The organism is Pedobacter sp. GR22-10 (genome assembly GCF_026239715.1).
Taxonomy (GTDB): domain Bacteria; phylum Bacteroidota; class Bacteroidia; order Sphingobacteriales; family Sphingobacteriaceae; genus Pedobacter.
In genome coordinates this window covers 694,610-707,230 of record NZ_JAPIVR010000002.1, presented here as the reverse complement: position 1 = coordinate 707,230, position 12,621 = coordinate 694,610, and the positions used below count along the sequence as shown (strand labels likewise).

The 12,621-nt window shown below is 38.4% G+C and carries 16 protein-coding genes; 5 read left to right on the top strand and 11 right to left on the bottom strand.

Annotated features, from left to right (window positions below; translation table 11 throughout):
* Positions 1–18 precede the first annotated feature (18 nt).
* From OQX64_RS10490 to OQX64_RS10480, 3 genes are all read right to left on the bottom strand, one after another.
* Positions 19–792 (bottom strand): EcsC family protein, encoded by a 774-nt coding sequence (locus OQX64_RS10490; RefSeq protein ID WP_265818743.1) that lies wholly within the window; start codon positions 790–792, stop codon positions 19–21.
* Between the two features lie 53 nt (positions 793–845).
* Positions 846–1,325 (bottom strand): nucleoside deaminase, encoded by a 480-nt coding sequence (locus OQX64_RS10485; protein ID WP_265818742.1) that lies wholly within the window; start codon positions 1,323–1,325, stop codon positions 846–848.
* 66 nt (positions 1,326–1,391) lie between these two features.
* A complete protein-coding gene (locus OQX64_RS10480) occupies positions 1,392–1,991 on the bottom strand; it encodes an OmpH family outer membrane protein (RefSeq protein WP_088302915.1) in 600 nt (199 codons plus the stop codon).
* 405 nt (positions 1,992–2,396) lie between these two features.
* On the opposite strand from OQX64_RS10480, the gene OQX64_RS10475 reads away from it, so the two are divergent.
* From OQX64_RS10475 to gyrB, 3 genes are all read left to right on the top strand, one after another.
* Positions 2,397–2,783, top strand: coding sequence for a hypothetical protein (locus OQX64_RS10475; RefSeq protein ID WP_265818741.1), 387 nt, complete (start codon positions 2,397–2,399; stop codon positions 2,781–2,783).
* Positions 2,784–2,839: 56 nt separating this feature from the next.
* Positions 2,840–3,223 carry a VOC family protein gene (locus tag OQX64_RS10470; protein WP_265818740.1) on the top strand — a complete coding sequence of 128 codons (384 nt, stop codon included), beginning with the start codon at positions 2,840–2,842 and terminating at the stop codon, positions 3,221–3,223.
* Positions 3,224–3,365: 142 nt separating this feature from the next.
* Positions 3,366–5,324, top strand: a complete 1,959-nt coding sequence (gene gyrB, locus OQX64_RS10465) for a DNA topoisomerase (ATP-hydrolyzing) subunit B (RefSeq protein WP_088302911.1) — start codon at positions 3,366–3,368, stop codon at positions 5,322–5,324.
* A gap of 116 nt (positions 5,325–5,440) precedes the next feature.
* On the opposite strand, the gene truA is transcribed toward gyrB, so the two are convergent.
* On the bottom strand, positions 5,441–6,241 hold the full coding sequence (gene truA / locus OQX64_RS10460) for a tRNA pseudouridine(38-40) synthase TruA (RefSeq protein WP_265818739.1): 801 nt from the start codon (positions 6,239–6,241) through the stop codon (positions 5,441–5,443).
* Between the two features lie 74 nt (positions 6,242–6,315).
* Here truA and OQX64_RS10455 point away from each other — a divergent pair, with 74 nt between their 5' ends.
* On the top strand, positions 6,316–6,696 hold the full coding sequence (locus OQX64_RS10455) for a YchJ family protein (protein ID WP_265818738.1): 381 nt from the start codon (positions 6,316–6,318) through the stop codon (positions 6,694–6,696).
* A 13-nt stretch (positions 6,697–6,709) separates the two neighbouring features.
* On the opposite strand, the gene OQX64_RS10450 is transcribed toward OQX64_RS10455, so the two are convergent.
* From OQX64_RS10450 to mnmD, 7 genes are all read right to left on the bottom strand, one after another.
* Positions 6,710–7,522: an alpha/beta hydrolase gene (locus OQX64_RS10450; RefSeq protein ID WP_265818737.1), complete on the bottom strand. Its 813-nt coding sequence runs from the start codon at positions 7,520–7,522 to the stop codon at positions 6,710–6,712.
* A 28-nt stretch (positions 7,523–7,550) separates the two neighbouring features.
* The gene (locus tag OQX64_RS10445) at positions 7,551–7,958 is read right to left on the bottom strand and encodes a hypothetical protein (protein ID WP_088302908.1); all 408 of its coding nucleotides are present in this window, start codon (positions 7,956–7,958) and stop codon (positions 7,551–7,553) included.
* 2 nt (positions 7,959–7,960) lie between these two features.
* Complete coding sequence (gene mazG, locus OQX64_RS10440) at positions 7,961–8,767, bottom strand: nucleoside triphosphate pyrophosphohydrolase (protein ID WP_265818736.1); 807 nt, start codon at positions 8,765–8,767, stop codon at positions 7,961–7,963.
* A gap of 8 nt (positions 8,768–8,775) precedes the next feature.
* A complete protein-coding gene (locus OQX64_RS10435) occupies positions 8,776–9,225 on the bottom strand; it encodes a hypothetical protein (RefSeq protein WP_265818735.1) in 450 nt (149 codons plus the stop codon).
* A 16-nt stretch (positions 9,226–9,241) separates the two neighbouring features.
* Positions 9,242–10,351 (bottom strand): AI-2E family transporter, encoded by a 1,110-nt coding sequence (locus tag OQX64_RS10430; protein ID WP_265818734.1) that lies wholly within the window; start codon positions 10,349–10,351, stop codon positions 9,242–9,244.
* 81 nt (positions 10,352–10,432) lie between these two features.
* On the bottom strand, positions 10,433–11,380 hold the full coding sequence (locus tag OQX64_RS10425; RefSeq protein ID WP_265818733.1) for an aldo/keto reductase: 948 nt from the start codon (positions 11,378–11,380) through the stop codon (positions 10,433–10,435).
* 65 nt (positions 11,381–11,445) lie between these two features.
* The gene (gene mnmD, locus OQX64_RS10420) at positions 11,446–12,108 is read right to left on the bottom strand and encodes a tRNA (5-methylaminomethyl-2-thiouridine)(34)-methyltransferase MnmD (RefSeq protein WP_265818732.1); all 663 of its coding nucleotides are present in this window, start codon (positions 12,106–12,108) and stop codon (positions 11,446–11,448) included.
* A 169-nt stretch (positions 12,109–12,277) separates the two neighbouring features.
* On the opposite strand from mnmD, the gene OQX64_RS10415 reads away from it, so the two are divergent.
* Complete coding sequence (locus OQX64_RS10415) at positions 12,278–12,616, top strand: MmcQ/YjbR family DNA-binding protein (RefSeq protein ID WP_265818731.1); 339 nt, start codon at positions 12,278–12,280, stop codon at positions 12,614–12,616.
* Positions 12,617–12,621: the final 5 nt, after the last annotated feature.

The following is a 12,621-nucleotide window of genomic DNA, read 5'->3' as shown; positions in this document are numbered from 1 at the left end:
GGCATGAGACTAGGAAAATCAATTCCCTTTTGTGATTTTGAAATTGCTGGTTGGCTCATGACTTAAAGTTATAGACTGAAGATTAAAATAACGCATGCGATAACTCATCATGGCAGTTTTGCCCAGTTTCTCGATCAGTTTATAATTTGCAACTGCTCCAACTGCGGCACCAATAAAGGGTAACATCTGCGCCAGTTTCGCCAGATCAATATAGTCACGATATTGCTGTTGGAAGGTAAGCCAGTCAAATTCATCGATATTTGCGGGTAATTGATGCGCTTTATCGTCCCAGTCCTGCATTTTCAAAAATATGTTCTTACTTTCTTCCTTACTGGAAAAAGCCAGTTGAAAGACGTGCAGAATGTACAGTCGTTCACGGTAATCTTTCACATCGTAGCCATACAAGGCAGCAATATCAAAAAGCATTTTCATTTTAATGCCCAATAGCAAAGGGAAATCAGCCAGACTCATTAAAAAGCCACCTGCACCGGTAATGCCACCTTCGGCAGCACCGGTTTTTTTGTAGGTGTCTATTTTCTGATTAATTAAGGCCTCACGGTGCATCAGTGTTAAATCGGTAACAGGCTTTGCGGTCGTAAAAGTTGATCCAAAAAGCACCGCCTTCACCATCTGTTTTATAGCCGTGGTAATGGCATTATGAATTTTATCCGGAATATAACTGTTGATCCTCTTCTGAACGGTATCCGTAACTTTATTCAAAAATGAAGATTTCTGTAAAGTTTTAAATTTCCAAAAATCCAGTTCACTGGTTATCTTTTGTTCGTAAGTCATGGGCTATATTTAATATTCAGACATTAACTGGCGCGAATTGTTTCTGTATCAGGTTAATATTTGATGCTCAAAGGGGAAGTTTCCCAAAGTTTAAATGCCTGTAAAGCTTCGTTGCGCATCATTTGAACCAATGGTAATGATCTTTTTTTCATTGGCTTATCCAGTTCTTCGTAGATAAATTTGTCGCTAAAACCGATATTTTCTGCGTCAGTTTTGGTATTGGCATAATAAATAGTGTCAATTTTTGCCCAGTAAATGGCACCTAGACACATGGGGCAAGGTTCGCAACTGGTATAAATGACACAGCCATCCAAATCAAAAGTATTGAGTTGAGCGCAAGCCAAACGAATGGCAGAAACCTCGGCATGTGCAGTCGGATCATTGGTTGACGTCACTTTATTGGCTGAGCCTGCAATAAATTTTCCGTCTTTTACAATAACTGCACCAAACGGTCCGCCAATATTTTCTGTTACATTTTGAACAGATAACGCAATGGCCATCTTCATAAATTCTTCGTGTTTTTGATTCTCCATATTAAATGATGACACAAAAAAAATGCCCCGATTACCCGGAGCATTTTTTATTAGATATATTAGTAATTATTTTTTAGTGTATTCGGCATTCAATCCTTTAATTACATCAGAAGTAATATCAAGAGATTCATCTGCAAAAAGAATTGCACTGTTACCTTTGGAGTAAGTTAACACCATTTTATAACCTTTTTCTTTCGAGTAGGTTTTTAAGTAACCTGCTACTTTATCATAAAGTTTTTCAGTTTCTACAGCCTGCTCATTTTGTAAAGCACCGCCAGCATTTTGCTGATAAGCCTGTAACTCCTGACCTTTTCTGCCTAAACGCTCCTCAGTAGTTTTGCGCTGATCAGCTGAAAGTGTACCTGCAGACTGTTGGTATTGCGTTACTTCACGTTGGTATGCTTGTTGTTTTGATTGCAGGTCTGACTGCGCATCTTTGGTTTTTTTCTCAAATTTATTTTTAAGGTCTTTATAATATTCGTACTTGGTTAATAAAGAATCCTGGTTAACAAATACTATTTTTTCGTTAACAGAAACTGCTGCAGTAGTGCTATCTGTCTTTTTAGTTTCAGTGGTTTTAGTGTCTTTGTTTTGGCATGCAGAAAATGCTGTGATTAAAGCAGCTGTAGCAAATAAACCAAAGGTTTTAAAGGTTTTTCTTTCCATTATTGTTTAATAAATTTTAACAAACTTATAGAAATTAGTTTTTAAATGCAATTAAGAGTTATGTATAGGACCAGCCGAATTAAATTAATGGCTAAAGATGATTTGGAAAGCAGGTATGTTTTTCCTGTTTCCGCTAATTGCTTTATGTTGCTTATCAACTTTAAAAGGCAGGAGTGCGAGTTCGCTTTTACCGCATTTAGGTGCTTGGTTGAAGCTAAAATTACCGGGCGTATGGCGGCTAAAATTATTTTTTAATGAGAGCTGAAATTTGAGGCGGAATTAAAGCATAGGTTAGTGCTTAAAAATCTGTTAACGGCTAGTGATAAGTAGGTTAAAGAAAATATTTATGATGTTGCACATTTGGATTTATGGATATATTCTTAGCTTTACTTTAAATAAAAAACAATGAAAACATTCTTCACCTTTTTGATTGCCCTGGGAATGGGCATCTCTGTGCAGGCACAAACCTATAAGGCTGTAACCAGTAAAAACAAAACCTATTTGGCTACCGTAAAAGGATTAACTTATACTTATAAGAATGGGGTAGTCACTTTAAAAAATAACGGTCAGTATGATTTAGGTACGGTTAGTATTACTGCTACATCCAAGACAGATCCAAACCTGTTTGGAATTGCCCTATTTGAAGATGGACTTGATAAGGGGTCGGAAGTAAAGTCAGAAGTTTATTTCACCACAGTTAAAGGCGTCAAAACCATCGAAATTCCGTTAAATAAAATTGATCAGAAAAATTTGGTTTTCACCTTTGACAAAGCAACAAGGGCGCAACGCTAATTTGGTTAACACGCAATTTTATAAATCTTTCCATATTACAAAGCTGAGTATACCGTATGAAAACAACATTTAACCTGGATACCATCATATTCTATGTACAGGATGTAGAAAATTTAAAGACCTTTTATTCTGCTATTTTTGGTTTTGAAGTGGTAGAAGCATTCGAATCTACCTGGGCACTGCTTTCTGCTGGAGATGGTAAAATAGGTCTTCATCAAATCGGAGCAGATTACCTGGATAAAAGTAAAGGCGCATTTAAGTTTGACAGCAATACAAAAATTGTTTTTAACATTGATCAGGATATTCATGCACTCCGAACTCATTTGATGGATCAGGGTGTGGAGATGAGGGAGGTTAAAACTTTTGATGCTTATGATTATTGGTTATGTGACGGGGTAGATCCGGAAGGAAATGTTTTCCAGTTGAAACAGCAGAAATAATCTGCCACGATGCTCATCTTCATCATCTGTAGGGGATATATGGGTTCATATAACCTTTTTTAACTGTGGGTACATTTATCCACATATTAGTTTAAATGCCAAATATTCCGTATTTTTGATACTTATAGTTTTTAAATAAAATATGAGCGAAGAACAGGATTTAAAGTCAAATTATTCGGCAGATAATATACAGGTTTTAGAAGGTTTGGAAGCGGTGCGGAAGCGCCCTTCGATGTATATAGGTGATACGGGTGTGAAGGGTTTACACCACTTGGTTTACGAGGTTGTGGATAACTCTATTGATGAGGCTTTAGCCGGTCATGCAGATACAATCGACGTTAGAATTTTAGAAGGAAATGCCATCCGGGTTGAAGATAACGGTCGTGGTATTCCTACAGGAATTAATACAAAAGAAAATAAATCGGCGTTGGAAATCGTAATGACGGTTTTGCATGCGGGTGGTAAATTTGATAAAGATACCTACAAAGTTTCCGGTGGTTTACACGGTGTGGGGGTAAGTTGTGTGAATGCATTATCTACCGACTTAAAAGCCGAAGTACACCGTGAAGGTAAAATCTGGATGCAGGAATATAAAATTGGTGTTCCGCAGTATGACGTTAAAGAAGTTGGAACAACTGATAAACGGGGTACGATTGTAACTTTTAGTCCGGATCCAACTATTTTTACCCAGACAACTGAATACAAATACGATACTTTAGCCAGTCGTTTACGCGAGCTGGCATTTTTAAATAAAGGAATAAAATTAACCTTAACGGATGAGCGTGAAGCTTTGGAAGACGGCACATTCTTATCAGAAGTTTTTCAATCTGAAGGAGGTTTAAAAGAATTTGTTTCCTTTTTAGATGGAACAAGAGCTTCATTCTTACCGGAACCGATTTATATCGATGGCATTAAAAACGGGGTTCCGGTTGAACTGGCTTTCCAGTACAACGACAGTTATTCAGAAAATGTGCACTCTTATGTAAACAACATTAATACACATGAGGGTGGAACACATATTGCTGGTTTCCGGAGGGGTTTAACCCGTACTTTAAAAAGTTATGCAGATAAATCAGGTTTGTTAAAGAACCTGAAAATGGAAATTACCGGCGATGACTTTAGAGAAGGGTTAACAGCTGTCGTTTCTGTAAAAGTGCAGGAGCCGCAGTTTGAAGGGCAAACTAAAACCAAACTGGGTAACAGTGAGGTGATGGGTGCTGTAGATATTGCTGTTGGTGAGGCATTGGGTGCTTATCTGGAAGAAAATCCGAAGGAAGCTAAAATGATTGTTAACAAGGTGATTTTAGCGGCAACGGCTCGTGCTGCGGCACGTAAAGCCCGCGAGATGGTTCAGCGTAAGAGCGTAATGGGTGGTTCTGGCTTGCCAGGTAAACTTGCCGATTGCTCTGACAGTGATCCTGTAAAATGTGAAATTTACCTGGTAGAGGGTGACTCTGCGGGTGGTACCGCTAAACAAGGCAGAGATAGAAACATTCAGGCCATTTTACCGCTAAAGGGTAAAATTTTGAACGTAGAGAAGGCTATGGAGCACAAAATCTACGAAAACGATGAGATTAAGAATATGTTCACGGCCATTGGTGTGAGCATTGGTACGCCAGAAGATGATAAGGCTTTGAACTTAACGAAACTGCGTTACCATAAAATCGTGATCATGACGGATGCGGATATCGACGGATCACACATCACCACCCTGATTTTAACATTCTTCTACCGTTATATGAGGGCCTTAATTGAAGCCGGTTATGTTTATATTGCATCACCACCGCTTTATCAGGTTAAAAAAGGTAAAGAATTTGAATATTGCTGGAATGACATACAACGTGATGCGGCTGTACAGCGTTTAAAAGGTGCAGGTAAAGAAGATAGTGTGCACATTCAACGCTATAAAGGTTTGGGTGAAATGAATGCCGAACAACTTTGGGATACCACTTTGAATCCGGCTACGCGTACTTTGTTGCAGGCCACCATTGAAAGTGCTGCAGAGTGTGATCATACTTTCTCTATGTTGATGGGCGATGAAGTGGCCCCACGCAGAGAATTTATTGAGCGCAATGCAAAATATGCAAAGATTGACGCTTAACAAGAGCTGAAAGCTTAGACATAAAACTGATAAAACCCTCTTCAAGTTAAAACTTGGAGAGGGTTTTTTATTTATCAGGCGCTATTAAAATAAATTGGCAACGATAAATGCAAGAACTAAATTGATTTCCAATCTGTTCCCTGCATAGCGGTAAGAAACGTTGTTCTCGGCTCTAAATTTAAATAGGGATAAGTAACCTTCGAGAGGTATAAGCCGGTGGGATGTGCCGGATTTAATGTTTTAGGTGTTTCCAGGTTGATTAAAAGACTTTCGAATTCATCCAGACTCAATTCACCTTTGCCAATTCGGAGTAATTTACCCATCAAGATTCTAATCATTTTGCTCAGGAAACGGTTGCTTGCAATATGAAACCGAATACGATCGCCCTTTGCGTTCATGAATAAATCTGCCTCCATCACGTTGCAAATGGTATGTTCGTATTTATTCGGCTGGGTACAAAAAGCCCGGTAATCCTTATAAATTGGTAATAAACTAACCGCCTTTTTCATGCTGAGCACGTCTAGGTTTGATTCTAAATAGAGAGAACTCTGATTAGCCAGGAAAGGATCTTTGTACGTGTGGATAAAATAATCATATCTACGCTGAACGGCATCAAAACGGGCATGCGGCAAACCTTCCATTTTAAAAATATCAAAAATGGCAATGTTTTGTGGTAAGGCTTTGTTCAGCCGATAGGCCAGATCAAATTCAAATTCCTGTTGAATATCTGCATGAAAGAAAAACTGACTGGCATGTACATGGGCATCCGTTCTTCCACAACCAATTATGGCGATAGGGGTTTTGAAAATTTTCAGCAGTGCCTTTTCAATTACCTCTTGTACACTAATGGCACCCGGCTGTTTTTGCCATCCATTATAGTGTTGTCCCTGGTAGGCAATATGGAAGAAATATCTCATTTTTACATTGCAATTTTAATCAAATTTTATCAGAGCAGATATTAAAATCCTAATTTTGCAATTCACATTAAGTTATGAATGTTATAAAATGCCCTTGCAGTAGTGGCCTGGATTACAAAAACTGTTGTCAGCCTTATCATCTCAGGGCTGCTACGGTACCCACCGTAGCGGCTTTAATGCGTTCGAGATATGCTGCTTTTGTATTGGCTGATGCAGATTATCTTTTTGAAACGACACACTTCAGTAAACGTAAAGGGAATTCAAGAGATTCCTATCTGAAAAGTGCAAAAAATACCAAATGGGTGAAACTGGAAATTATTGCAGCTGATTCTACTACTGTAGAATTTAAAGCTTTCTATCTCAATAAAAGGTTTCAAACAGCCGTGCTTCATGAAAAATCAAGCTTCAAATTAGAAGATGGGAAATGGTATTATGTTGATGGAATTTTCTATTAAATAGATCTTTCAGTTATTTTTCTCCTAATGTCCATTGAATAGCCTGCGATTTGGTTGCTTTAAAAATGCTATCATGCTGTTCATCGGGTTCATCAGCATAATGCCATTTCAGGTGCCTGTAATTTTTAGCCTTTAACAAAGCCGCCAACTTTCGCGTATTTTCAGCAATGCCTTTCGTGCCTGAGCCTGCAAACCATAACCTTTTTTCAGGCCGTGTTAATTTGCTTAAACGACTGTCTGCCATCCTGATCAGGTATTGGTTATTCCACCAGAATGAAGGATCAAAGGCAATATAGTTATCAAACATTTCAGGTTTAAGCATTAATGTTTCCATCACAAATAAGCCGGCAAGCGATTCGCCCATTATTCCTCTTTTGCGGGATATGCGATATCGTTTAGCGATTTCAGGAAAAAGCTCATCCTGAATAAAGGCCCTGAATTTTTCAGCACCACCTACGACAGGTGCAATCGTTTTATCTTCTGCAACCTCTGTAAAACCGGTCAGGTCTCTTCTTCTCTGTGTGTTTTCAATCCCAACAAGAATAGTTGGGGGTATACTTTTGGCTTTGATCAGTTTGGCAAATGTTTCCGCTATATGCAGAAAATCTTCCTTTATACCACCGTCTGCCATGTACATTACCGGGAGGGAATCCTTTTTTTTAGTATAGCTTTCAGGAACCCAAACATTAATGGTTCTGGTTTCTCCCATCTTCTCTGTTGTTATGGTGAAAGTATCATGGATGGGAACGGAGTCTCGGAGCAACGAAGCTTTTACATGGCTGATCGGTAAAATGATGATCAGAAAGGTGTAGTAGAAAAATTTCATCTTTATTGATAAGCGTAATGCTGAATATTTAAGCGTCTATATCTAAAGTAATTTCAATTTTTCCGGTAGCTGTTTTGTAAACGTCTAAAGCCACCAGATCTACATTATGGCCCTTGAAAGATTCATTTTCCTGATCTGAAAGTTCCAGAAACTTCTCTCGGATTTCGATTAACAATAATTTTCTGGAAAAACCGATGGATGAGTATAAATGAAAAGTCTCAGGATGTTGAAGCGGATAATCTATAGAAATTGCAATATCATGTTCAGGAATTACAATTTCATCCGCATCTGCCAGGTTCAGAATCTCCTCATTTGCACGCAATATATTCACCCATGGAACAATGCCACCATCTAGGCTTTTCGTATCTGTAACATTGAAAGTGATAATATTCACCAGGTTTCCAGGTGTTGGATGATCATTAAATTCAGGATTCATATCTATAATTTCTTTGCTTCATTCCAATAAATGTCCATCTCAGCAAGTGTCATTTCGGCCAAAGCTTTACCATTTTCTTTGGCTTTATTTTCCAGATACTGAAAGCGTTTAATGAATTTTTTATTGGTTTTCTCCAGGGCATTTTCCGGATTGATGTTTATAAACCGGGCATAATTAATGAGGGAAAAAAGTACATCACCAAATTCTGATTCAGCTTTTTCAATATCTATTGCCGTGTGATCGGTTACATTAAATTCTGCCTTAAATTCCTGAAGTTCTTCTTCAACTTTTTCCCATACCTGGTTTTTATCTTCCCAGTCAAAACCTACTCCGCGTGCTTTTTCCTGAATACGTGAAGCTTTTACCAAAGCAGGGAGTGAAGCCGGAACCCCAGCGAGGACAGATTTATTTCCCTCTTTCAGCTTAATTTGTTCCCAATTGCGTTTTACATCTTCTTCATTCTGTACCTCAACATCACCATAAATATGTGGATGGCGATTCACCAATTTATCACAAACCCCATTTAAAACGTCAGTAATGTTAAAGGCACCGGTTTCTGATGCAATACGTGAATAAAAAACCAGGTGCATCATCACATCACCCAGCTCTTTTTTAATTTCATCCAGGTCACCTTCTAAAATGGCATCACTTAATTCATAGGTTTCTTCTATTGTTAAATGACGTAAGGTTTCCATGGTCTGTTTCTTATCCCAGGGGCATTGTGTACGCAGTGTATCCAGTACGGTAAGTAATCTGTCGAAGGCATCGGCCGGTGTATTAGCCGCTGCAGGAATGGGATGATTTGGCATATTGGTTTTTATCTGATGCTAAAGTACCAAACCCAGGCGATTAAGAAAAATTGAAATGGAATTCTAAACCATAAATATTTAATCCCTGGGCCAGGCTTAAATAAATTTTCATAATTAATCCGGTTTTTAGCTGCATAAATATTGGCTGGCAGAATGGTGAACAAAAATATAACTAGTACGATGCCTGTGTAATAGCGGGTACTTTCTACACTTAAACCAATGGCAAATAAAATTTCCAGCACGCCTGTAAATATCACGATTTCTACTTTTTTCGGGATAAATAGCGGAATCATGGCGGCCATAGCCGTTTTAAATTTAAAATGCCCGATAGCCGTAAAGAGCAGCATGACCGACATAGCGATATTTCCTGCAAAAATATTTCCTTTATCGAAGGTGGCATGGCCATTAAATGCTAATATGGCCACGTATACCACTATTAAAACAAATAAGGGTTTCATTCAGTAAGTTTTACAATTAATCTTTTTCCTCTAGCTTGATCTTTTTAGTGATTTGGTAAACACGCTTTTTCTTTTGAGGTTTATGTTCTTCGCCCATTAAAATGCCCCATGGTTTCAGGTTGTCTACGCGGTCAAATATAATCTTTAACATGGCCAGGTATGGAATACATAAAAACATGCCGGAGATACCCCAGATCATCTCACCCACAATAATACCAAGAAAAGCAAAAAGGGCATTGATTTTTACTTTGGAGCCTACAACCAATGGCATCAGGATGTTACCATCGATGGCATGGACGCCGATAAATGCAATTAAAACCAGTAAAACTTTACCTGCACCTGCCGTGGCGAAGGTGATTAAACAGCTGACCAGCAAGGCAAAAAAGATGCCCAAATAGGGAACAACATTGAATATGCCTGCCACTAAGCCCAATAGAACTGCATATTTAACGCCCAATAAACTTAAAATGGCAATCATCAAAACGGTTACAATAAGCATTTGCAAAAACAAACCAATGATGTATTTTTTGATGATGTATTGAATCTGACTTACAATTTCAGTTACTTTTTCCTTGTGTTCTTCTTTAAAAACCGAGGTCAAAAAAGTAAACAATACCCTGCGGTAATTTAAAATGAAAAAGGTAAATAATAAGGTAAAGCCTAAAAAGAGCAGGGTAGAAGATAAAGTAGCCAGTGTAGTGGCTACAATCGTTGCGCTGGTGGCCAGTGCTTTTTCTGTACTGTCATTCAGATAAGCCAGTTGCTTTTCTGTATTCACGTGAAAAGTGGTGGAAATCCAATGCTGCAATTCATGAAAAGAAACATTAGCCTTTTGTTTAAGTAAAGGCCAGTCTGCCCACAAATCACTTAATTGATTTCCAAAGAAATAAATAATCCCGCTAATAACGGCAATCATCAGAATTACGGCCAATACAGTAGCCAAACCTCTTTTAAGCCTGAACTTATGTTCTAAAAAATGACCAACCGGAAGCAGGAGGATAGCCATCAGGAAAGAAAAAAGTAGAGGTGCGAGAAGCGATTGTCCCAAAATCGCAATATAAGTTAGGCTGATCAGGCAAAAGAGTACCAGGGCCAGCTTAGGCAGAAAGGTAAGTTTTTCTTTCATCGTGTTTTAAATTCAGTTTAATACAAAATGCCCGATTAATTGTTTTGATTAATCGGGCATTTAAATATAAAGGATTATTTATTAATAAACACTTGCCTTGTTCAGCAGGGAAATATCCTCAGGCATCAACTTCAGATTGGCTGCTGAGGTAAAAGATTTTAACTGATTCAGATCCGTTACACTGGCAATAGGTGCAGTGATGGAAGGATGATGGATAAGCCAGGCCAAAGCCACGGATGCCTGCTCTGTGTGGTATTTATCTGCTACCTGATCCAATGCATCCAGAATTTTAAAGCCTCTTTCATTTAAGAATTTCCTGACGCCGCCACCACGCTGGCTTTTCTTTAAGTCTTCTTCATTGCGGTACTTTCCGGTGAGGAAACCACTAGCCAAAGAATAGTAAGTGATAACACCTAAGTCGTTTTCCAGGCAGATCTTTTCATGATCGCGTTCAAATTCTGCCCGGTCAAATAAATTATATCCGGGCTGGTAAACTTCGTAACGTGGAAGATGATGTTGCGCAGAGAAAAGCAGGGATTCTTTCAACCTTTCTGCAGAAAAGTTAGATGCGCCAATCCAACGTACTTTTCCATCCCTGATTAAGGTTTCGTAAGCACTCAGCGTTTCTTCAACAGGTGTGCTTTCATCATCAAAATGTGAAAAGTATAAATCAATATAATCCGTTTGCAGTCGGGAAAGCGAATGTTCAACTTCATTGATAATATAATCTTTTTTTAAAGACTTGCCTTGCCCCATGTCTGAACCTACTTTTGTGGCAATAACTACATCATGGCGTTGATTGCGTTTTTTCAGCCAGTTGCCTATAATTGTCTCTGATTCTCCTCCTTTATTTTCAGGTACCCAGCGTGAATATACATCAGCCGTGTCTATAAAGTTGAAGCCGTTATCTACAAAATGATCCAGTATCTCAAATGATTGCTGTTCGTTGATGGTCCAGCCAAAAACGTTTCCTCCAAATACAATGGGCGCAATATTTAAATCTGTTTTACCTAATATTCTTTTTTCCATGATATTTGTTTTTATAAATTAACAAACGAATAGAAAGGTGGTTTTGGCATGCCGTCTCCTTTTTGTCAGATTTTTATTGCCCGAAGCATTTCACGTTTACCGGGTGCACCAGGAAGTTTTTCGATATTGAAACCAGCTGCTTTAACCGCACGTTTCAGGTTTCCTGTGATGGCATAGGTAACGAAAACACCGCCAGGCTTTAAGAAATTACAGGCATGGGCAATGATTTCATTTGTCCACATTTCAGGCTGGTGCTGTACGGAGAAGGCATCATAATAAATCAGGTCAAATCTTTTTTCTGTGGTAAAGTTATCCAGTGTTGTATGTGGAATTTCAAGCATACAGTATTCAGATAGAATTTTTGGTGTTTCTAATGCCTCATCATAATTTTTAATAAAGCTATCCCAGATTTCTGATGGAACAAATGCCGAATAACCCGTCTGATTAATGACGTCACTGGTAAGTGGAAAAGCTTCAATACTCGTGTAACCTAAATCAATATTATGCTGCGTGCAATAATCATAACTCAGGATAAAGTTTAAACCTGTTCCAAAACCAACTTCCAGAATGGAAATAGCTGATTTTCCTGCTGAAGCAAATTTTAATCCGGCATCAATAAAAACATGTTTACTTTCTTGCAAAGCGCCATGTTTGCTATGGTAATGTTCGCCGATGGTTTCATTGTAGAGGGTGTTTGAACCGTCGGCAGTTGGGGTGATAATATTCATGGTTTGGATGATGTGAATTAACGAGTTTAAGATAATAGTTCAAAATTTATTATTTTCGTAAATCAAAAATTTATGATCATGCAAACATAGTACTTCTATTCTAGTTTCACCTAACCACCTAACCACCTAACCACCTAACCACCTAACCACCTAACCACCTAACCACCCCATGAACATTGAATCTTTTAGAGAATACTGCTTAAGTTTGCCTGGTACAACTGAGGGAATGAAATGGGATCATTTGTGTTTTATGATCGAAGAGAAAATCTACATCATCATTGCCATTGACGAGGGAGGCCGGTTTTCGATTAAATGCAACCCTGAACATTTCGATGAATTAACGGCAAGAGATGGAATTGCTCAAGCTTATCATCTGGCAAAAAGACAGTGGATTATGGTTGAAAATCTGGAGGTTCTTAATGATCAGGAACTAAAAGCGAGGGTTGCCGATTCACGTGCGATGGTTTTGGCTAAGCTGCCCAAGAAAACGCAGGCAAAATATAGTTAACTTAA